At 62.4% G+C, this 21,754-nt stretch carries 17 protein-coding genes and 1 pseudogene; 9 read left to right on the top strand and 9 right to left on the bottom strand.

The window, feature by feature from the left end; all coding sequences use genetic code 11:
- Positions 1-30 precede the first annotated feature (30 nt).
- Positions 31-1,005 (top strand): DUF1559 domain-containing protein, encoded by a 975-nt coding sequence (locus tag BUS42_RS11330; protein WP_074307007.1) that lies wholly within the window; start codon positions 31-33, stop codon positions 1,003-1,005.
- A 306-nt stretch (positions 1,006-1,311) separates the two neighbouring features.
- Positions 1,312-2,304 carry a DUF1559 family PulG-like putative transporter gene (locus tag BUS42_RS11325; protein ID WP_074307006.1) on the top strand — a complete coding sequence of 331 codons (993 nt, stop codon included), beginning with the start codon at positions 1,312-1,314 and terminating at the stop codon, positions 2,302-2,304.
- A gap of 500 nt (positions 2,305-2,804) precedes the next feature.
- On the opposite strand, the pseudogene BUS42_RS45005 reads toward BUS42_RS11325, so the two are convergent.
- The 4 genes and pseudogenes from BUS42_RS45005 to tnpA all read right to left on the bottom strand — a co-directional run.
- A pseudogene (locus tag BUS42_RS45005) lies at positions 2,805-2,993 on the bottom strand (integrase); the annotation flags it as partial.
- Positions 2,994-3,190: 197 nt separating this feature from the next.
- The gene (gene tnpC / locus BUS42_RS11315; RefSeq protein ID WP_074306289.1) at positions 3,191-4,849 is read right to left on the bottom strand and encodes an IS66 family transposase; all 1,659 of its coding nucleotides are present in this window, start codon (positions 4,847-4,849) and stop codon (positions 3,191-3,193) included.
- 72 nt (positions 4,850-4,921) lie between these two features.
- Positions 4,922-5,290 (bottom strand): IS66 family insertion sequence element accessory protein TnpB, encoded by a 369-nt coding sequence (gene tnpB, locus BUS42_RS11310; protein WP_074306290.1) that lies wholly within the window; start codon positions 5,288-5,290, stop codon positions 4,922-4,924.
- On the bottom strand, positions 5,284-5,544 hold the full coding sequence (tnpA, locus tag BUS42_RS11305; RefSeq protein ID WP_410001703.1) for an IS66 family insertion sequence element accessory protein TnpA: 261 nt from the start codon (positions 5,542-5,544) through the stop codon (positions 5,284-5,286). Before tnpA ends, tnpB begins: the two co-directional genes overlap by 7 nt.
- 850 nt (positions 5,545-6,394) lie before the next feature.
- On the opposite strand from tnpA, the gene BUS42_RS11300 reads away from it, so the two are divergent.
- From BUS42_RS11300 to BUS42_RS11290, 3 genes are read left to right on the top strand one after another with little or no spacing between them, the layout of a single operon-like run.
- Entirely contained in the window at positions 6,395-6,823 is a 429-nt protein-coding gene (locus BUS42_RS11300; RefSeq protein WP_074307004.1) for a cupin domain-containing protein, read from the top strand.
- Between the two features lie 57 nt (positions 6,824-6,880).
- Positions 6,881-7,720 carry an RNA polymerase sigma factor SigJ gene (gene sigJ / locus BUS42_RS11295; protein WP_074310967.1) on the top strand — a complete coding sequence of 280 codons (840 nt, stop codon included), beginning with the start codon at positions 6,881-6,883 and terminating at the stop codon, positions 7,718-7,720.
- Positions 7,721-7,766: 46 nt separating this feature from the next.
- Positions 7,767-8,522 (top strand): SDR family oxidoreductase, encoded by a 756-nt coding sequence (locus BUS42_RS11290; protein WP_074307003.1) that lies wholly within the window; start codon positions 7,767-7,769, stop codon positions 8,520-8,522.
- A gap of 112 nt (positions 8,523-8,634) precedes the next feature.
- On the opposite strand, the gene BUS42_RS11285 is transcribed toward BUS42_RS11290, so the two are convergent.
- The 5 genes from BUS42_RS11285 to BUS42_RS11265 form a co-directional block, all read right to left on the bottom strand.
- Positions 8,635-9,993 carry a DUF1552 domain-containing protein gene (locus tag BUS42_RS11285; RefSeq protein ID WP_074307002.1) on the bottom strand — a complete coding sequence of 453 codons (1,359 nt, stop codon included), beginning with the start codon at positions 9,991-9,993 and terminating at the stop codon, positions 8,635-8,637.
- Positions 9,990-12,374, bottom strand: a complete 2,385-nt coding sequence (locus BUS42_RS11280; protein WP_074307001.1) for a DUF1592 domain-containing protein — start codon at positions 12,372-12,374, stop codon at positions 9,990-9,992. The genes BUS42_RS11285 and BUS42_RS11280 overlap by 4 nt, the downstream gene beginning before the upstream one ends.
- A 201-nt stretch (positions 12,375-12,575) precedes the next feature.
- Positions 12,576-15,329, bottom strand: a complete 2,754-nt coding sequence (locus tag BUS42_RS11275; RefSeq protein ID WP_074307000.1) for a c-type cytochrome — start codon at positions 15,327-15,329, stop codon at positions 12,576-12,578.
- Positions 15,330-15,508: 179 nt separating this feature from the next.
- Positions 15,509-16,390, bottom strand: a complete 882-nt coding sequence (locus BUS42_RS11270; protein ID WP_254053442.1) for a polysaccharide biosynthesis/export family protein — start codon at positions 16,388-16,390, stop codon at positions 15,509-15,511.
- 265 nt (positions 16,391-16,655) lie between these two features.
- Positions 16,656-17,108 (bottom strand): hypothetical protein, encoded by a 453-nt coding sequence (locus tag BUS42_RS11265; protein WP_074306998.1) that lies wholly within the window; start codon positions 17,106-17,108, stop codon positions 16,656-16,658.
- 445 nt (positions 17,109-17,553) lie between these two features.
- On the opposite strand from BUS42_RS11265, the gene BUS42_RS11260 reads away from it, so the two are divergent.
- From BUS42_RS11260 to BUS42_RS11245, 4 genes are all read left to right on the top strand, one after another.
- A complete protein-coding gene (locus BUS42_RS11260; RefSeq protein ID WP_143206292.1) occupies positions 17,554-18,312 on the top strand; it encodes a hypothetical protein in 759 nt (252 codons plus the stop codon).
- Between the two features lie 264 nt (positions 18,313-18,576).
- The gene (locus BUS42_RS11255) at positions 18,577-20,121 is read left to right on the top strand and encodes a YcjF family protein (protein ID WP_074306996.1); all 1,545 of its coding nucleotides are present in this window, start codon (positions 18,577-18,579) and stop codon (positions 20,119-20,121) included.
- Between the two features lie 44 nt (positions 20,122-20,165).
- Positions 20,166-20,354, top strand: coding sequence for a hypothetical protein (locus tag BUS42_RS11250; protein ID WP_074306995.1), 189 nt, complete (start codon positions 20,166-20,168; stop codon positions 20,352-20,354).
- Between the two features lie 31 nt (positions 20,355-20,385).
- Positions 20,386-21,753: an amidase gene (locus BUS42_RS11245; RefSeq protein ID WP_074306994.1), complete on the top strand. Its 1,368-nt coding sequence runs from the start codon at positions 20,386-20,388 to the stop codon at positions 21,751-21,753.
- Position 21,754: the final 1 nt, after the last annotated feature.

Genomic DNA, 21,754 nt, shown 5'->3' with positions numbered 1-21,754 from the left:
GGAAGTGTCGCTACCAACGGAGATCACCGTATGCGGTTGAACTCAAAAGTGTTGCCACTGAATGGCTTCACGCTGATTGAGATGTTAGTGGTGGTAGTGATCACCGGCTTACTTTTCGCGATCTTGCTGCCAGCTGTCCAGCGTGCCCGCGAGGCCGCCCGCCGCCTTCAATGCACAAACAACCTCAAGCAAATCGGTGTCGCCGTTCAAATCCATCAAACGTCGCATGGTGAATTTCCACCTGGTTATACCGTCAAGCACGATAAGATTACGCCAGGGTGGGGTTGGGCGTTTTATCTGCTGAATAGCATGGAGCAAGAAAATATTTACAATGCAGCGAATCTAGTGATACCGATGGCGCTTTCTCCCTTTCAAGTGACCGTGACGAGAAGCCAGATTAACACATACCTTTGTCCAAGCGAAAACAATAGCGAAAAAATCAATATGGGGTTCACCAATAAGCCAAAAAAGGCATTTGAGGATTATGCGCCAAGCCAATACGTTGGGTCGGCTGGATTTATGCAGATATACAAGCACAATAAAGGCGCAGCAATGGAGATTGATGGTTCAGGAACTGGTGTGTTCTATATGAACAGCCATATTGGGCCAAAAGATATCGGCGATGGACTTAGTCATACGCTCATGGTCGGGGAAAGATCACGCACGGTTTCCGATGCCGTTTGGGCAGGCGTTTTCGCTTCAGTTTACAACCGATTTTGCACAAAGACCAAATGGACAGTCCAGTCTTGCACTTCCTCGGCTTTTATGGTGCTTGGGAGGGCATCCGCGCCTTTTGCCGATTACTCGGAAGACGTTCCGACTCATTATACGCCCGGTGCAAATGGTATTGGTTCTGACAGCTTTTCGAGCAGTCACGGAGATGGGGCTAATTTTGTATTTGCTGACGGCTCATCAAAATTCATTCGTTCCACAGTCCAAGCTCAGGTTTTTCGCTCTTTATCTTCGCGAGCCGGCGGAGAGGTCATCGGTGCTGATGATTTTTAGGGAAAGTGGGGGAGGCGTATTTAAAAATCGTTTCACCTCGCAGTGCTTTGTTATGAGGTATTTTCGGTTCGTTTAGCGATCGTCTCGAACGTTAGTTGCTGAACGATCAATGACGTTGTTGACGCTTGTTGTGCGGTCATTGATCAGCACAGAGTCGAACTCGGGATTCCGGCCATCGACGACGTCCAAATTATCGTTTGAGACCTATTCAGTCTGGAATGGCCAGATCGGGCGAAATGTTGCAAGCGATCATGGACGCATCCCAATGCGTGCCATCCGCTCACAAGAATCAGGCGGACCCCAAAAATGCACGCACTCGCACAGTCGAAAAAAATTGCTGCGTTTACACTCATTGAGGTGTTGGTGGTCGTGGCCATCATCGGTTTACTCGTGGCGATTCTGCTTCCGGCTGTCCAGGCCGCCCGCGAGTCCGCCCGCCGCCTCCAATGCACGAACAATCTTAAACAAGTCGGGATTGCGCTACATGCGTATCACGACACCACTAGAATGCTCCCTGCCGGTGTCGTGTTTGGCAAATCGTGGACTGAAAACAGCGCTCCGGCGTCAGGATGGGGTTGGGCGTGTGCAATTTTGAACGGATTAGAGCAAAGTGCGATCTACAATGCTATTAATTTTCATCAGCCGCTCGCTATGATCGATGCAAATCATTCCGTCATACAACTTCGGGTATCGAGTTTTCTCTGCCCGAGTTCTTACGATGATGGGCCTGCGTCGTCCGGCTTTATAAAATCTAATATTGTTGGCCTCAATCAGCTAGCCCCCAGCCAATATGTCGCATCTTCAGGCGAGATTTTTACTGGAGCGAAGGCCGCAGGCAAAGGAGGAAAGCGCATTCAAGTAAGCGATGGAAACGGTGTTTTGTTCGTTGACAGTCATGTAGGGTTGCGCGATGTTTCCGACGGATTATCGTCTACACTGTTGATCGGTGAGCGTTCGCGGAAGGTCGCTGACGCGACTTGGGTTGGGGTCGGCTCGCCCTCGGCTCTGTTTTGTACTAAAGTATCATGGCCGGTTCGGGCCTGCGTTCCCGCCGTGTTCATGGTACTTGGACGTACCGGACCTCCGTCCGATTTCTACTTAGGAGATTTCCAGAGTACCAGTACTCCAAACGCACCGAACTCCGGACCGGACGGATTCAGTAGTGCGCACAACGATGGATGCAACTTTCTGCTGTGCGACGGATCTGTTCGGTTCATCAAGAGTGGGATTGCACCGACCGTGTTTCAAGCATTGGCGACTCGCGCCGGCGCCGAAGTTATAAGTAATGAACAATATTAAAGTTGTTGGAAGGCAACTTGAGTGTGGGGTTGATGGTTGGTTAGCTTGCTCCGCAACCTGGTGTGGCGAGATCCTGCGGTATCGTCTCTGGATTCCCGTTAGTTCGGAGCAGGGGGGTGGAACACGGCCAGCGCACATCAAATTGCCCATGTTTCCAGGGAAAAGTCGGCCGTTTGGCCTCAGAAGAAGCCGATTTTCTACGACAGAATTCGCAGAAAACCCTTGATTTCAAGCAATTTGATGTGCGCTGGCCGTGGGGGGTGGAACCAATCAGTCTGGGACTAGAGCCCAGCCTATAGGCAGTGATCTTGTCGACCACATATCTGATCGGCTGTGAGAAAGCGTCAAGAGGTTTACGAAATGGCGAGCGAACGTTCGGGGCTGGTTAGTATCGAAGTTCTGGCCGGCGTTGGAATATGGTCAACAAGTGGTAAACGCAACAGTATAGCCTTTGCCCGTTATCGAGCCGAACCGCTTCGCATTCGCGTCGACCGCCTCAGTTAAAGCCGGATTTTCTCGACCTCGTCGAGGGTGACCTGGTCGTTGGTGCGGTCGTAGAGCTTGGTCTTCCGGGGGCTGGCATGTGCGGCCATCTGCTGGGCCTTTTCCAGGGTGCCGTCGTGCTCGAGGTAGTTGGTGATGCCGGTGGCGCGGAAGCTATGGCAGCCGATTTTGGTGGCAATTCCGGCGTGTGCGTCCGGCGGACCACGTCCCCCTTGGCAATTGGCCGAGGGGCCTTGGCCAATTTGGTGACCGTCGGTTGGAACCCCACGCGGTGTCATGATCCGGCGTCAGCAGACGCGACGCGCTCTTCAACCCGTGTCGAGCCTGGCCCGAACTCCGCGGTGGGAGCGTGCCGCGTTTCGAGTGCCGGCGGGAGCCGTTGTCAGCTCGGGGAACCGTCGGCGATGGGACCCTCTGGGGTCGCCGGAGGATCGGCGACTTGGGGAGGCGACCAACGATCGGGGAGAAGGTCGGCCAGATTCTCTTTGGGAAGGGTCGGCAACCGGGACAGCACGTCACGCAAGTAGACGAACGGGTCATGACCGTGACGCTGGCAACTCGACACCACGCTGAATAACACAGCCATCGTCTTCCCGCCGGTCTCACTGCCGGTGAAAAGCCAATTCTTTCGTCCAGTCGCAATCGTTTTCATGTGTTGCTCGGCTACGTTGTTGTCGATCGAAAGGTAGCCCGAGCTGGTGTACCGTTTCAACGCCTCCCAGTGGTTCTCCATGTAACCGATTGCGCCTCCCATCGGACTCTTGGGGAGCACCTGCGGTCGCTCCTCCTTCAGCCACTTCTCGAGGCGCTCCCAAACTGACACCGCCCGCTCCTGGCGGACCCGCAGCCGAATCGCGGCCCGCGTCGGCTCGTCGGCGTCCTCGGGCAGCTTGGCGAGCTCCGCTTTGATCTCCTTCTCGATCGCGTAGAGCTGGCGGTAGTAGGCCAGGGCCGTACTCGCTCGCGCCAGGTCCGTCTTCTGCGCCTCGACGAACTTGCGGCGGGCGTGGGCGTTGCAACCCACCTCCACGACGTTGCCGCCCGCGTAGATGCCGTCGTAGCCGCTGAAGGCATCAGCCTGCAAATAACCGCGAAAACCCTTGAGAAACAGACTCGGACCGTCTCGCTTGCGGCTCCTCGTGAAATCAAAAACATTGTAAGGATAAAGATAATCGCCGAAGTAGATCCAGAGCCGGGCCAAGGCCTTAATCTTTCGCTCCGAGTCCCGCAGCTTCACCGAGGTGTCGTCGGTGTGAATCGTGCCGCACAACAGGATCAATGTCTTCATCAGGTCGTAGAGCGGCTTGAGAGTTTGGGCGGCGCCGGCCATCCAGTCGCAGAGGGTTGAGCGTGACAGCTCCACCCCTTGCCGGGCCAGGCGGCGTTCCTGGCGATGGAGCGGAATATGATCGGCATACTTTTCCGTGATCACATGAGCGAGCAATCCCGGTCCAGGCAAGCCCTTGGAGATCGGCTGGGCTGGCTTGCCGGCGGTGACGACTTGACCTTCGCAGTGCGGGCAGGCGTAAATGCAGCGCACGTGCTCGACCACGAACAGGGTCGCCGGCACGTAGTCGAGCTGCTCGCTGCGTTCGGCGCTGATCTGGGCCCGGGTCTCGCCGCATTGCGGACAGCGGCGTTCGGCTTCGGTCAACTCATAGACCCGAGGCTCGCGGCGGAGGTCCTTGGGCAAGGGCCTGCGGCCGTGGGGGCGTGCCTTCTTCGCGGGGGTCGCTCCCGGTTCGGACTCGGGTGGGACCGCGTCGCCGGTGGCCGCGGGTTCCGGTTCCGGGGCGAGCGGCTCGAAGGCGTCGGGGATGAGCAGCGGCTGATTGGGGTCGAAGCGTTCGGTGCGTGGGCCGTAGATCCGCCGCAAGAGGAGGTCAAGGCGATGCTGCAATTCCTCGTTCTGACGCCGTGTGTCGCGGAGGGCGGCGAGCAGTTCGATGATCATCTGCTGGAGGAAGGCGGGATCACTGGGCAACGTCGCCGTGGGATCGGCAGGGGTCTCAGGGGTGATGGGGCGGGCGTCTGCGCTCATGCCCTCTTAGACGTATGAGGTCCTTATATTATTCGATGATTCTTCGGAAAAACACCGCGGCCGGCCGGGGACTCACACCGTGGCTCTGGGGACGGGTCGGTGATAGCGTTTGCCGCGTTTCACGCTCGAGAGGTCGATCCCTTCGAGGAGCATGACGAGGTCCGCGGCGCGGACCTCGAGGCGTGGCTGAGCCTCCAGAGTCGGCGGAAAGCGGAAGGTGCCGGCTTCCAATCGCTTGTACCAGATCGCGTATCCGTCCTCTTCCCAGATCAAGAGCTTGATGCGATCGGCGGCCTTGTTGCGGAAGACGAAGACGTCTCCCGAGAGCGGATCGCCCTGGAGCCCTTCGCGGACCAGGGCCGCCAAACTGTCGAACGATTTTCGCAGATCGACCGGCTGCGCCGCGAGCCAGATCCGGACGGTCGGAGCCAAGCTCACCATGACCGTCCTCCGGCTTCGAGCAGTTCAACGACTTGCACGAGGGTCTGGGGGTCGAACCCGGCCCCGACCCGCAAGCAGCGTCCGTTGGCCAGTACGACCTCGATGCTCCCGGCGGGCGACTCAGCCTTGTCGGCGAGCACATGCACAGGAAGAAACGCGGGCTTGGGCTGGTCGCGCCGCTGAAGTTCCCTCCGCCACCAATAAAACGACGGCGCACTCACGCCCTCGGCCAGGCAGAACGCCCGGACCGACAGTCCACTCCGCTTTCACCGGGCCAGAACCAGCCGCCAGTACGGCTCCCGCCCGTTTCTCGATCCTGCCACTCGGCCCATCGTTCACCCCCTTTCGGCCATGCTCCGATCGTAGCATGGGCCACAAGAAGGGGTTCATCGGACGCACACTTATATTCCCCTTATGGGGCAGCCTCTAAGACCGGGATTGCCAGCGGCGCGGCCGGCTCGCCGGGCCGCTAAGCACGTGGACCTGGTCTTACTAGGTATTGAATTATGTGCAAGCAATGTGTGCCACGAGTTGTACCCAACCCGTGAGCCAAAAACCCAGGCGATCGTTCACGGGTTGGGTACAACCCGTGGCACCCAACGGCGATTGCATCTCCACGGTCGCCCATCAGAAAATCAAAGAAAACCGAGACCAACGGCTTAGGTGCGTCGGTTCGACAACACCGACTCGCCCTTCGAGCTTGCCTTTGATCCCACGGCGACTGGATCGGCTATTACGCTGCATAAACTTGTTGTGTTCAATGTGTTTTGCAGATTTTACACTGTGAAGAATGGAAGAGTGAGCATAGTTAAGCTATGCAAAAGACGTAAGTCAAAAATTCAAATTGGAAGTTGCAACTGTTCGCGCATAGACTAAAAATCGACTCTTGGTTTGTCCTTCGGCTGATTTGCCTTTGACGGCTTGGAGGGTGGGTGACAACATGGCTCCTCCGCGAAGCCGAAGGGATTTACAATCAAGGAGATTGAGCGGGAGGCCGTGGAGGCGGAGAGAAATCTTGAGGCACCCGGTCACAAAACCACCCCTCTCGATCGTCCTTGTTGTCGAACGGCAGGCTCGACCCATTCAAGATCGGGAGGAATGGCCATGATTCGGACCCTTTTGACGCTCGCGGCAGGGATCGGTCTCGGAGTTGTCGGCATGGCCGCGGCCCACGACGATGGCGAGAAAGTGGTTACCCTTTCGGAGCGGAACATCGTTGAGAAGTTGGACGGCAAGGAGGCGAAGGCGACGGTCGTGGAAGTGACGCTGGAACCGGGCCAGGCGGGCGTTGCCCACCGCCACCCGGGACCGGGATTTGGGTACGTCTTGGAAGGTGAGTATGAGTGGGCTGTCGACGACCAGCCCGCCAAGGTTCTCAAGGTGGGGGAGACGTTTTACGAGCCGACCGGATGCCTGCATCGGGTGTCGAAGAACCCGTCCGCGAAGGGAAGAACCCGCATCCTTGCCGTGGTTTTGCTCCCGCGGGAGGCCGATCAGATCGCCATCCCCGAGCCGCGGAAGTCACTTCAATGAGGGCGGCGTACCATGCACCCCGCGCCGGATCCATTGGCCGAACACCTCGGGGGTACCATGACCGATTTGAACGGGCAGCGGCCGCGGCTGATGTCGGTTGCGTACCGGATGCTGGGAAGCGTAGCGGACGCTGAGGACGCCGTCCAGGACGCGTTTCTGCGGCTTCAGACGGCGGGGGCGGTCACCTCACCTGAAGGCTTCCTCGTCCGGACCACCACCCGGTTGTGCATCGACCGGCTACGAACCCGTCGGCGGGTGGAATATATCGGCCCTTGGGTGCCCGAACCGGTGGAGACTCGGGGCCGGGATTCGGCCCTGGGTGAGTCCCTCACGCAGGCGTTCCTGCTTCTCCTCGAGAGGCTGAGCCCGGATGAGCGGGCGGCGTTCCTGCTCCGCACTGTGTTTGACTACGAGTACGCGGAGGTCGGGGAGGTGCTCGAAAAATCCGAGGCGACCGTCCGGCAACTCGTCAGCCGCGCCCGCCGGCGTCTCGGCCTGGAGGGGGAATCGCGGTTCCGGGCCACTTCGACTCAGGCGAACGGCTTGGCCGAGCGATTCGTCACGGCTTGCCGGTCCGGGGACCTGAAGGCGATCGAGGCGATGATGACCGAGAACGTGACGGTCCACTCCGACGGCGGCGGCAAGGCCTCGGCCGCGCGGAGAGTGATCGAAGGACGGGACCGATCGGCCAGGTTTCTGGCCGGGGTATTCCGCAAGCGGCTTCGGACCTGCGAATTGCATCTGACGGAAGTCAACGGTGGACCTGGTGTGTTGTTCATCCATGACGGGAAAGTTAACGATGTTGTATCTCTGAGCCTCGGGGAGAGCGTTCAGGCCGTTTACATCACCGTCAACCCGGACAAGCTGGTTCGGTGGTCGGTGGCCGAAATCGATTAGGTCGGCCGTCCAGGACAAGGTACTCACACAGACGAGGAGATTTGGCATGAAGATCGTGGTGATCGGGGGCAGCGGGCTCATCGGCAGCAAACTCGTGAACGAGCTTCGACAGCGTGGCCATGCGGTCGTGGCGGCGTCGCCCTCGTCGGGCGTCAACACGCTCACGGGGGAAGGGCTTGCCGAGGCGCTTGCAGACGCACAGGTCGTTGTCGATGTGGCGAATTCGCCTTCGTTTGAAGACAAGGCGGTTCTGGAATTCTTCGGGACGACGGGGCGGAATCTCCTGGGTGCGGAGGCGGCCGCTGGCGTGGGGCATCACATCGCGCTGTCGGTTGTGGGAACCGAACGTCTTTTGGCGAGCGGTTACTTCCGAGCGAAGATGGCCCAGGAAGCACTGATCAAGGCCTCCAAGATCCCCTATACGATCGTCCGCTCGACCCAGTTCTTCGAGTTCGTGGGCGGCATCGCCCAATCGGCGACCGACGCCGGCACCGTTCGCCTGTCACCTGCCCTGGTGCAGCCGATCGTGTCGGATGACGTCGCGCTCGCACTTGCCGACGTCGCGGTCCAGGAACCGCGGAACGGCACGGTCGAGCTGGCGGGGCCGGACCCCATCCGCCTCGACGAGCTCGTCCGTCGCTATTTGAGCGCAAAGCGCGACGCACGGACCGTGATCACAGACGTCCACGCTCGCTATTTTGGTACGGAGTTGAACGACCAGAGCCTAACCCCCGGCGCCAACCCACGGATTGGAGCGATGCATTTCGATGACTGGCTTGCCCGCTCCGTGGCTCAGGGATAACACGGTCGGAAAGACAGGGAGCTGAAACCCCCTGTCTTTCCCTGCAAAAGCCGAGCACCGTGGCTCGCTGGGACCGCGGGCGAACCACCCTCACATCGGGGATCGACTTCGCTTAGAGTCCTTCGACCCGGCCGGTACTGTCCCCGAACTGATCCACCGGCGCACCCATCCGGTCGAGCAGCGAGAGGTAGAGGTTATTCAGCGGCGTGTTGTGCGCGACCTTGAAGTGGCGGCCGGTCTGAAGCGAACCGCCCCCCTTGCCGGCCACGAGGATCGGCAGGTCGTCGTGGTTGTGCCGGTTCCCATCGCTGATTCCGCTGCCGTAGACGATCATCGAGTTGTCGAGCAGAGTGCCTTCCCCCTCCTTGATCGCCTTGAGCTTACCCAAGACATAGGCGAACTGGCTGACGTGAAGATGATTAATCTTTTTGATTTTCTCATGCTTCTTGGCGTCGCCACCGTGGTGCGAGAGGTCGTGGTGGCCTTCGGGAACGTCGATGAACGGATAGCTCCGGTTGCTCCCTTCGTTGGCAAACATGAAGGTGCTGATCCGGGTCACGTCGCCCTGGAACGCGAGGACCATCAGGTCGCACATCAATCGGACGTGCTCCTGGAAGTCGCGTGGAACACCCGCGGGCCTGGCGAATTGGGGAAGGTCGCCACTGGTCTGGTTGGAAGCGGTGTCGACGCGGCGCTCGATTTCTCGGACGGCCGTCAGGTACTCCTCGACCTTGCGCTGGTCGGAGATACCGAGGCGGCCCTTGAGGGTGGCGGCATCTTCGGAAACGTAGTCGAGGATGCTCTTCTTGTAGAAGGCGCGGCGAGCGCGTGAGGCGGCGGAGCCGGTGGCGTTCTGGCTGGTGAAGAGCCGGTCGAAGACGAGCCGGGGGTTGACCTCCTTGGCCATCGGTGTCGATTCGGTGCGCCAGGAGATGTTGGACGAGTACGCGCAACTGTAGCCGCTGTCGCAATTGCCCGACTGGGCACCGCGATCGATTCCGAGCTCGAGCGAGGGGAAGCGGGTTTGTCCGCCCACCTTGATCGCGGCGATCTGGTCGACCGAGACCCCGGCGCGGATGTTTGCTCCGTCCGTCTTCACCGGGTGGCAACCGGTCAGGAACGTGGAAAGCGCCCGCGCATGGTCGCCGCCGCCATCCCCCAGGGCAAATCCGTTTTTCTGAGCGAGGCCGCTGACAACGAGGAGATCGTCCTTGAACGCGGCGACGGGTTCCAGAATATAAGGGAACGTGAAATCGGTGCCGACCTCTTTGGGAGTCCAGTCGGCCATGTGGGCGCCGTTGGGCACGTAGAAGAAGGCCATCCGCAATGGGGCCGCTTTGCCGGCGCCGGCGGCACCCGCCGGCGTGGCCAGCGCCGGGAGGCTGCTCATGGCCTCGAGCCAGGGGAGCGCGATCGCCGTTCCAAGCCCGCGCAACACGGTTCGACGCGAGATCTGTTTTGCGGTTCTCATCGTCCGGCTCCCCGATTTTTCCGTTTCTGGAATGGATCGCTTTTGACGATCTCGAGCACCAGTCTCGAGAACTTGGATTGATCCGAGCCCGTCGTATCCACAATCTTGTCGATCGCGCACTTGTCAGGATCTTCAATCCCGCGGCCAATGGCGAAGGTCAACATTTTTTCCGCCAGGCAACGCGTGAAGTTCTTCTCACGCGTTTTGAGGATCGCCTTGAGTCCTTCCGGGCCTTGGAACGATTGTCCCGAGGGGAGCGACCCCGAACTGTCGACCGGGAAAGCTCCGTCCTTGTCGCGCCAGGCGCCGATGGCATCGAAGTTCTCGAAGGCGAACCCGAGCGGGTCCATCCGGGCGTGGCAGGACGCGCAGCTTGGATTGGCACGATGCTGCTCCATGCGCTGGCGCAGGCTGCCTGTGAGGACCGTGGACGGGTCTTCCTTCAATTCGGGCACGTCCGGCGGTGGGGGAGGAGGCGGGGTCCCGAGGATTTGCTCGAGGATCCACTTGCCTCGTTTCACGGGCGAGGTTCGCGTCGGGTTCGAGGTCACCGTCAAGATGCTCGCCTGCGTGAGCAGGCCGCCGCGCTGGGTGCCTTCGCTCAGGGAGACCCGACGGAACTCATTCCCCTTGACCCCGTTGATGCCGTAGTGGGCCGCGAGCCGTTCGTTGAGGAAGGTGTAATCGGCGTCGAGAAAGTCGAGCACGCTCCGATCCTCGCGCATCACCGCTTCAAAGAACAACTCCGTTTCCTTCAGCATGGCGGCGCGAAGCGGTTCGTCAAACTTGGGGAATTGCTTGGGGTCGGGGTTCACCGTCTTGAGGTTGCGGATCTGGAGCCACTGATCCGCGAAGTTTTCAACCAGCGCCTTGGCCTTGGGGTCGAGGAGCATCCGGCGGACCTGCTTCTCGAGGTGATCCCCTTCGCGCAGCTTGCCTTCGGTTGCGAGTTGCCAAAGCTCGTCGTCGGGAATGCTACTGTAGAGAAAATAAGAGAGACGTGACGCCAGCTCGAACTCGTTGATCGGATGCGTGCGTGTGAATTGGGTCTTATCGCTTTTTTCGAGACGAGGATCGATCTCGACCCGGAAGAGGAACTGGGGAGAAACGAGGACCGCCTCGAGCGCGAGCTGGATTCCACGTTCGAACGAATCGCCGCTCTGTTCGGCCAGGTCGACGAACTTGACCAGCCGAGCGAGTTCGCCGGGCGTGATCGGGCGTCGGTAGGCCCGGCTGGCGAATCGTTCGAGGATCGCCCGAACGCAGTCGTCTCTCGTCGCTTTCGTCGGTGTTTGGAAGATGATTTTCTGATGCGACGCCGGCAAGGGAGCGTTCGCCGCGCCGGCCGTCCCCTGGATCTCGAGAAAGTCGACGACCAAGTTGCGGTCGCGGCGCTTCGGGTCCTCGGCCTTGGGTTCATAGAAGTCGTTGATGAAGGCGACCGAAAGGCGCCTCGCGCCCTCGCTCAAGGGGAGCTTGACCTCGTAGACCTCGGGGTTCCCCACCTCGGCGGTCACCTCGACCGTCTTGATCACCTTGCCGTCGACCTGAAAGGCCATTCGAGCCGGCTCAGGCCCCGCCTGCTGGCCGAACGCGCGAACCCGGAACAGGTACTCACCGCCCCTCGGGCAGGGGAACGTGACGGCGATCTCGCCGGTCGAGGCGAGCATCCGGGCCCAGTCGTCGTACCGACTTCCTCCCGCGTCAGGCTCGAGCTCCTCAGCCTCCCACGTTTTCATCAACGCGCTGGAGTCCGAATCGGCGACGATCGCCTGCTCGACGATGGACTCGGCCGCCGCCAAATACTGTTCCATCAAGATCGGTGGCAGAGTCAGCACATCACCGATATTGTCGAACCCATAACCGACGTCGTCGGAAGGGAAATCCTCGGCGGCGCGGAAGTCGCGGCCGAACAGGTCGCGAATCGTATTGTTATATTCGGACCGATTGAGGCGACGGAGCGTCACCCGCCCTGGATCACTCTCTTTGCCACAGTCCAGCTTCTCCAGCCGCGCGTCGATCCAGCCGGTCAGGAGCTCAACCTCCGCCTTGGACGGCCGCGGCTTCCCCTCCGGTGGCATGTCACCGGACTCGATGTTCTCGATGACGAGTTGCCAGACCTTCTGGTTTGCAACGAGCGACGCCTCATCGGTCAACTTCGCGAGGTTCACACCCCCCTTGGGCTTCTTGTCGCCGTGGCAGTTGATGCAGTACTTGGCAAGCAAGGGGGTGATCTGGCCCGAGAACGAGGCCTCCGACGACTCTGGCGGTTTCTTCGTCTCAGCCCCCACCGAGGTTGAGACCAAGGAAATCAGGCCGAGCATGATCAAAGCGGCGGGGCGATTCGGGCGCGCAAGGAGCGGGGTTGAACGTCGTCGCATGAATGACCCTCGGGCAGGCAGCGAAGGCGGGCTCGCAATCAAAGATTCTACCAAAATTAAACTTGGCGTTCGAGCTGGGGAGTTCAAAAATTTTCGCGGAGGTTGGATTGATCGATCGGGGCGGTTTGGTTCGGCAAGAGAGGGGGTGAACCGACTGAGTCGTCGTTACCCCTGATGTCTGTTATCGGGTCGTTTATGGGGTCAGGATGAAGGCGCGACGGTGAACCGAAGGCGTTCCCTGAATTGCCGCTGGTCGGCGGGCACGGGCTGCATCAAGAGCCAGCGGGCCGCGGGATCGCCGCTGATCTTGGGGTCGGATAACCGTTGCGGATCCGGGGCCCGGAGGGTGGCTCGCGCCTTGCCGATGGTCCAGGATGTCTCCCCGTTCGGCGGATGTTCGAGCAGCGCTGGGGTGTATCCATCGGGAACCCCGGACACGGTGACTTGTCGATCCCACCCGCCGGTCACGGGCTCGATCTGTTCGCGAACCAGGACTTTCGCGTCGTTCGGCCCGTGGAGGGTGTAGGTGAACGCGACGTTCGCGGCTTCGAAGTTCACCTCTTGGAGGCTGCCGAACCGCTCGCGGATCTCGGTGGGGAAGACGGCAAGGCGGTCGGACCCGACGAAGACGATCGGTGGTTGCCGGTTCGGAGCCACCCAGAGCGATTCGCCCTCGGGATGCCATTCCCAGAGCCGGCCCGACTTGGTCCGGGAGAGAAACCCACCCCGCCACCAGGAGAGCCAGGTCAGGCGGTCGGCATCGAAGAGGAGCGAGTGGTCGTTCTTGAGGCCGATCGCCAGGGCGCGGGGGATGTACTGGGTTTCCGGGGCCTCGGGCAGGAGCACCATGTCGCGCACGACCAAGGCGCGGTCGCCCTCGCGTTTGAGGACCTCACGGGCGCCGGCCGAGGCGACATCGGCGAGCGAGCCGCTGGCGAGCAGCCGCCAGATCTGGTTGAGCTGGTCGTCGAGCGTGCCGGGGAGCGTCTCGATCGGCTTGGCAAACTGGGGCATCGGGGTCCCAGCGATGATCCGTTGCGGGTTGGCGATCCAGCGATGGAAGTAGCGATCGGCCATGCGGCGATGGGCAAGGGCGAGGTCCGGGCCCAGGGTTTCGGGTTCACCACCGGGCGGGATCCGGCCGGCCAACACGTGGCAGGAGATGCAGCCGAATCCGCGCTGACCGATCAGTTGGGTGGCAGCCTCGGTTGCGGGAGCGTCGAGCCGAGCGACCTGGTTCGGGGGATCAGGTTCCGTTCGCATCCGGTCGTGAACCTGGAGAAAGGCGACGATCGCGTCGGCCTCACCGGGTTCGAACGCGAACGTCGGCATCCGGACCGAGAGCCAAGGTCGGGCGTTGGGCGCGGTCGATCGGACCGATTTCCCGAGATAATCGGGGCGGAGTTTGTCGCCGACGGCCGTCAGGTTGGGGGGAGTGAGCGTCCCCTTGAGGCCGCCGAGGTCGGGGTCTTCCGCCAGTAAGGAGGCGATCCGCCCGCCGAGTTCCTCGCCGCCTCGCCCGTCTCGCGCGTGGCAGCCCAGGCAATTGAGTCTCCGGATCGAATCGTCGGTGAGGGTCTGTCGACTGGTCGGCGCGGGGGTAGTCGGCAGGTTGGCGAGGAATTCGCGGAGCGCCCGTCTCTGGTCCTCGGACAGCGAGAAGTGAGGGATGAGCGGGCCGCTCGGTTCGACCGCGAGGCAGCCGGCGTCCGGTTTTGAATCGGCGGTGAGCTTGAGGTCGGCTCGGTTCGGCTTCAACCCTGGGATCGTGTGGCAAGCCACACAGCGGGCTGTTTCGACGATCCGCAGGCCGCGCGCGGCGTCGCCATCCAGGCTGGGAGCGGGACGGGGCAGGGGGGCTTGATCGGCGGTCCCGAGGTAGGCCGCCAGATGAGCCGCCTCGTCGACGGTCAGCCGGAGCTCATGGCGATGCTTCACGACCGTTTTGTTGGCCCGGGCGGGGCCGAGGAATGCGGTCAGCCACTTCACCGACCGCTTGCGGGGGAGGTCGGACAGGTCGGGCGCGGCCGGCGCGCGCGAAGGAGCCTCTCCCTTGGTATGGCAGCCGAGGCAGCCAAGCGACCGAAAGAGCAGGCGGCCTCGAGCCTGGGTGGCGACATTGAGTGCCATCCTGGCTTCCGGGGTAACCGCGAACGATTTTGGAGCAATGCTCACCAGGTAAGCGCGGAGATCCGCGGACTCGGCCGCGGAGAATCCATGACCAAACGACGGCATCCGGCTGCCGGGGCGAACCGCGTTCGGATTGCGGAGCCAGGCGTCGAGCCAGGCTGCGTCGATCGCTCGGCCCGCGTCGGTGAGCGGCGGTCCTAGGTTCGGGTGGAACGGGAGGTCGAGAATCCGGTGGCAATTGGCGCAGCCGATCCGATCGGCGAGTCGTCGCCCTTCCTCGAACCGATCCGGTTCCAGCCGTTTGCTGGAGTCGTGGTAGAAGAGCCGCGCGGGGACCGGCTCACGGCCGAAGCCCGGGCCTTCCCAATCGAGCGCGACGTATGCCTCCCCCTGGCGGTGGCGATACTCCAGGGTGATCGGCGAGAAGCCGGCCGGGAGGTCGATCGGCTCGGCTTTCTGGGTTTCGCCCGCGCCCTTCAGGGCCACCCGTCCGGCGACCTTGAGCTCGATCGCCCCGTCGCTTCGCGCCTGGAATCGATGAACCCCGGGGCTTTGAATCAGGATCAAACCTTCCCAGCGGCCGTCGAACTCCGTCGCCGGGATTCGAGCGTCGGGGGACGCGGAGCCCCAATGCGCGTTGAGGTCGCCCACGATTTGCCTGACCACGGGCTGAGGCGCGTTCGCGGGCGAGAACGAGGCCAACAGGCCGGGACGTTCCGTCTCGAGCTCATCCTCTTGGTTGGCCGCCCGAGCGCGAGCCGTCGACCCTAGGCTCAGGCAGACCAAGAGAAGGAGGAGGCAGCGTCGAACGCAATTCGGAGGCATCGGGCGGGGTCTCTCGGAGGGCGCGTTACGGCTGGCTGTTCGCTCACGAGCAGAGCAAGTTTACGAGTCGCGGCGACGATCCGCAAGGAACCGCCAAGAGCCGGAGCCCCTCCCGTTTGGGAAGGACTCCGGCTCTCGGAAGATCGATGTTCGGGGCGATGCGCGGAGTCGGCGTTCAATCAGCGAGCACCAGGCTGAGCGGCGGGGGGAGCGCCTGAGGTGACTCCCCCGGTGGCAACACCCGTGATCGACGAGTTGATCGTCTTGACCGATCGTGCGGCGAAGCTGTACTGGAGGACCGAGTTCACCACGGTCTGGAACGGTGCGGCGATCCGGTCGATGAAGATCGTGGCACGGACGATCGGGTCGCGATAGACCATGAGGCGGTCGCCCGGCATCAACTGGTAGTTGGTCGTCGGGTCCCCCGCGCTGACGATGGCGGCGAGGTTCACCGGCAGGACCTGCTGACAGCACGCTCCCGGAGGAGCCGGCCGGACGAGCCGGATATTCTGGGGAGCGGCGGTCGCGATCAGGCCGCCCGCATAGTTGATCGCATCGAGCACCGTCTCATTGCCCGTGATCGGCATTCGACCGGGCGCGGCGACGTCGCCCTGGACGTAATAGACTTTGCTGTTGTAGGCGGTGATATCGACGAAGACGCGATCCGAATCCTTGGGATCGACGGGCACCTGCTTGTCGTCGTCCGGATCCTCGGGATCGCCTGGGTCGAGTCTCCAAAGACCGAGGTAGTCGTCGGAAACGTACTGGCGCAGGTGGAGGACGATCTTTTCCTTGATCTCCACCGTCGTCAGGCCGGCCACGTAGACCTCGCCGTAGAAGCCGAGGGAGATTTTGCCGTCCGGCTTGACCAGACGTTCGCCGGAGATCGGCCGTCCCGGAAGGGCCTCCAGGACCTCGACCAAGAGGAGGTCGGGGGGTTCCACGACGTACTCCGGCATGGAGACCTTGGTGAATTCCACCGGAATATTGCTGCTTGCAATTTTTTCTTCCGGCGTCCTGACCGTCTGACAGCCGCATGACACTAGGGCGGCTAAGGTCATCAACCAGCCGATCCGTCGGTGTCCGAACCCATTGAGACCCATACGAGACTCCCTTCCCATCGCCCCAGGACCCGCTTTTGAAGACGACCGACAACATGCCGGCCGCGACCCTGCCATCGCAGCCCAGCATTCGCGGGCCAGGGTCCGTTGTCATCCCGACATCGATTCGAGAGTCGCCGACTGCGTTCCTGCATCATCGGCCTTGACATGACATAAGATCGGCAACGAAGACTCCAACCTTCAGGCGGAAATTCATTCTTCTCCGTTAGCGACCCTTCGATCGGTTATATCGGGACGCACGGTTGAAGTAGCGACCCGCCCCCGTCTCAGGCTGGTAGCTCCGATTGAAGAACTGGGACGCGCCCGCCCCCGGTCGGTCGGTGGCCCGTCGGTCGTCCACCGGTTGGGGAGTCACCGGCTTCGCGGCGCGGGGATCGGGCCGCACTCCGCTCAATCTGCCGGCGCCAATGCCGCCGGTCTGTTGCTGGGCCGCGAATAAGTAGAGCGCGGCGTTGCCCTGGATCGGTTGCTGAGTCATGTACGGGTTCAAGAACGGATTGGTATAAGGATTCGCGTAGGGGTTGGCATACATCCCCGCATAAGGCGAGGCCCCGCCCCCCCCGACCCCGGCAGCGGCCGCCTGGGCGTGCGCCAGCCGAGGCGCCACGCCGCAACCCAGTGCCAGTACCAGGGCCAAACTTTGCCCGAAACGCCCCATGATCCACCTCCTCGGCGAGCTGATTCCCAATCCTGCCGCGATGCTCCGCCCGCGGTTCCCACTGACTATCCCATCGGCCAGCTCAGGCTTGCTCGTTGATCCTTTGCCAATTCCGGAGGTCAGGGACGCGCCGGATTGACGACCGACCCGGCCGTTGCGACTGGTCTGCTAAGGAGCGCTGTCGGTCGGGCGAACGGTTGCGAAATCCTTATAAACCTATTTTTCGTCAACTGCGTCAAATGCGGAGTTTATGCAAACTCTCTATTTTCTCTTCAGCGATTCGTAAACACGATCCGATCGAAGACAACACTGTCCCGCAGTGAGGAGTGCTTAACGAAATGGATTCGTGGCGTTCCAAGCTCCAACCGCAACCCGCGAGGCGAGGATGCTGACAAAATCATGGAGGCGACTACGGTCGCCAGCGGCGTGGGCGTTCTTGTTGATCATGGGTGCACCGATGCTCGCGGAGGCGCAGCAGGGGGGCTTGTTCCCGCTCGCGCCGATCAAACGCCAGCGGGTTCCCTGTAACCAAGAGAATCCGGTCTACGGCCTGTACCGCCACGAGTATTTTGGGTACCACCCGACCTGCTGGCGGAAGTTTCCGGCCGGCTGGGGTTGCCCGTCACCCGAGGCGCCGGACGCGGCGGCCAGTTTCCAGAAGCGACCGCGCGACCCGGCCATGCCGTTGACGCCGGATGATTTCGGGGGACCGGGCCGAGATCGCGAACCGATGGGAGGGGAAGAGCCTGAGGGGCCGGCCGGTCCCGACGACACCAATCTGCCCCCGCTCCCTCAAGGTGGGGTGCGTCGGCCGTTCCAGATCGATCGCGACAAGCCGGATTCCGGACCGGCTCCGCGCCAGGCACCCCCGGCGGGGCCGAACACCAATCCGCTGGACTTGCTGGCTCCTCCCGCCACTGGCCCGGCGGAGCGGTCGTCGAATCCGCCGATGCCCGATCTCCCACCGGTGACCGAATCCGCCGATCCGGCCGCCGGGTCGGGGCCGGTCGAATCCCCGCTCCTCGCGCTTCCCGATCCCGCGGACTCCGCCCCCGCGAATCGCGTCCAGGGCTCGCTGACCGCGCCCAATCCGGCCATCGGACCGGGCGCCTCGAATTTCTCGCAGCCCGCGCCGCGGCAGGCCCCCCGTCGCGTTAGCTTGCTGGGCGGCCTCTTCGGCGGCATGGCCAAGACCCGTCGTTGAGTGGATCGGACCGGTTCTCGTCGGTTGATTTGATCGGATTTCCACCCTCCGCGAGACGTTCCCGACCGGGAACGTCTCGCGGTTTGCTCGTTGGTTTGCGGTCTCGGAGGATCGGTTTTCCCCCTCAAGTCCCGACTTGCGCGGTGAAAGCCATGCAAAGCCACCCGCGAAATTTTACAATTAACGAGGGGTCGAGGACGAATAACGCTATCGATGCCCGGTCCACCCTCGGTTCGCTGGCAACTCCCAAAGGATCCGTACCGCATGCGAACGGCCCGATGGCTCGCTCCTCTCGTGTTGGCGGCGATCGCGCTGGGCGCGGCGGCCTGGCTGTTCACGTCCGTCGGTGAAATGCACGATCGACTGGCGAAGCATTCGTCCTGGCTCGCCCTCGTCTTCCTCGGAATCGCCGGTTTCCTGGCGGTGCTCGCCGGCCTGTCCGCGGCCCGCCTGTTCTGGAAATTGGGACGCTCCGAGGCGCCCCCGGCGAAGGCGCCGGAAGACATTGTCCGCGCGGCCGAAATTCAGGCCGAGCGGGCGGAAGGGGTCATCAATCACGTCCGCGATGATTTGGCCAAGGCACGGCTTCAGAGCGAGCTCTCCGAACTCCGCTCCGATCGCCAGCGCCGGACTTTCCATCTGGTCGTGTTCGGCACGGGGTCGGCCGGCAAGACGTCGTTGATCAACGCCCTCCTCGGGCAACACGTCGGCAAGACCGAGCCCATCATGGGGACAACCCGGCGGGGCGAAGTCTTCACCCATACCATCGACGGGGTCGACGGGACCGTTTCGCTCACCGATACTCCGGGCCTCTCCGAAATTGGAGCGGGGGGGGCGGTGCGCGAGGCCGAAGCGCGAGACCTCGCCGCGCGGGCCGACCTGCTCCTGTTCGTCGTCGATCACGACCTGGTCCGTTCCGAATATGAGCCGATGTCCGCGCTCGCCCGTCAGGGCAAACGCTCGATCGTGGCGCTGAACAAGCAGGACCGACTCGTGGAGGCCGACCGCGACGCGATCCTCGACAAGCTTCGCGAGCGGTTGGCCGGGATCGTCGCCGCCGAGGACGTGGTGGCGATCTCGGCGTCACCCCGTCCGACTCCCGTACGGATCAAGAACAGCGACGGTACGGTGCAGACGGTCCTCGAGGTCGAGGAACCGGAGATCGGCCCGCTTCAGGATCGCATCGCCGTGGTCCTCGGCCGCGAGGGCGATGCGCTTCGCGCGGGCAACCTGCTCTTGAGGGCGCACCTGCTCAGCCAGAAGGCCAAGGTGCAGGTCGGTCGCGAGCGCGATCAGAGCGCCCAGGCCGTGATCGACAAGTTCCAGTGGGTCACGGCGGGGGCCGTCTTCGCCAACCCCATCCCCGCGCTCGACCTGATGGCCGCCGGCGCGGTCCAGTTCCAGATGATCTCCGAGTTGGCGACCGTTTACGGCGTCGAGATCTCGAGCTCGCACGTCAAGATGATCGGCTCGCAGATGGTCCAGATGGTCCTGAAGCTCGGTCTCGTCGAGGCCTCGACATCGTTGATCGCGGGCCTGTTCAAGTCATCACTGGTCGGTTATGCGGCCGGAGGCGCCGTGCAGGCGGTCTCGATGGCCTATTTGTCCCATGTTTCGGGGCACGCCTTCGCCGAATACTTTGCCAAGGGACAGTCGTGGGGGGATGGCGGGATGCAGGCTGCCCTGATCCGCCAGTTTGACCTCAACAGCCGTACGGAGTTTCTCCAGGAGTTCGCCAAGCAGGCTCTCGACCGGGTCGTGAATCGAGCGACGAAAGGGGCGAAGCAATCTGCGGGCAAGGACTCGTAACCGAGGCGGGCCGGGGTCTGACACGGCGAGACAGGGAAACGTTGATGAAAGAATTTCTGTATGTGATCATCGATTTTTATGGAAAATGCTGGGCCATTCGCGAGGGCGAGGCCGAGCGGCTTCCGGGATTGCCGAGCTTGCTCAATGCAGGGTGGCGTCCGCTTCGCGAGACTCCGTTCCCTCAGAGTGAGGGGAGCGACCCCTGCATCTTGATCCTCCTCGAGCAAGTTTGAGCCTCAGCGCGGAAAGGCGAGCGCCGCAACCATGGGATTATTCCCCAACGAGCATGAGACGATCGATGGTGTCGGCCGAGCGTTGCGCTCGGGGCGGCGGTCGTGCGTCGAGGTGCTCGAACAATGCCTGGATCGGATCGCGGAATGGGAACCACGGATCAAGGCGTGGGTGACCGTGGATCGCAACGGAGCGCTCGAGCAGGCTCGTCTCCTGGACGAGGAACTGCGGTCCGGGCGCTGTCGAGGTGCGCTCCACGGGATTCCGATCGGCGTCAAGGACATTATCGATGTGGCCGGGATGCCTACGGCGGCCGGTTTCCGCCCGTGGTCGGGGAGGGTCGCCGGGAACGACGCGGGAATCGTCGCCAGTCTTCGGACGGCGGGAGCGGTGATCCTCGGCAAGACGGTGACGACCCAGTTCGCCTGGATTGATCCGCCCGTCACGCGGAACCCATGGAACCTCGAACGGACGCCGGGAGGCTCGTCGAGCGGCTCGGCGGCCGCGGTCGCCGCCGGCATGTGCCTTGGTGCGCTCGGCACCCAGACGGGGGGCTCGATTATCCGCCCCTCCTCGTTCTGCGGGGTCGCCGGACTCAAGCCCACTTTCACCGGGCCGATGGACGGGATTGTCCCCTTCGCCCCTCACCTCGACCACCCGGGACCGATCGCGCGAAGCGTGCGTGACCTCGGTCTGATCTTCATGGAATTTTTCCGCCTGGAAGAGGCGGTGACTCCGCCGTTGTCGGGCTGCGATGAGGTGGAAAACCTGCTCGCCAAGACGTTCGCCCCGCTCACCCGGCCACCGCGACTCGGCCGGCTGCGCGGACCGTTCGAGAATCGCGCTGACGCCGTCATGCGCGCGGCCTTCGATCGAGCCGTCGATGCCCTCAAGGCGGCCGGGGCTGAGGTCACGGATGTCGCGGACCTTTTCGATTTCGACGAAGTGACCCGCAACCATCGCCTGATCATGGCGGCCGAAGCGGCCGCGGAGCATGCCGGTCGGCTGGCGGGCAATCCTGCCGACTACAAACCGATGATCCGTGCCTTGATCGAAGAGGGGAACGCGATCACGGCGACCGCCTACATCGAAGCGAGGCGGCACCAAGAGGAGCTGCGTGCGAACCTCTTTACTCGCGCCGATGGGTTCGATGCGCTGGTGACACCGGCGACGCTTGGCGCCGCCCCCGATCCTTCGACAACCGGCAGCCCGGCGTTCAATTCGCCCTGGAGCTTTACCGGGGCGCCCGCGCTCTCGTTTCCGATCGATCTCTCACCCGATGGCATGCCGCTGGCGTTGCAACTCGTCGAGCCGCGGTTGCTTCGGGAATGCGACCTGTTCGAGACGGCCCAGTGGTGCGAGGATGTCGTTCGTTCTGCGTTCCGAAGAAGGGGGAACTGAG

Origin of the sequence: Singulisphaera sp. GP187 (assembly GCF_900129635.1) — a bacterium.
Taxonomy (GTDB): domain Bacteria; phylum Planctomycetota; class Planctomycetia; order Isosphaerales; family Isosphaeraceae; genus Singulisphaera.
This window is presented reverse-complemented; position numbering and strand designations above follow the sequence as displayed.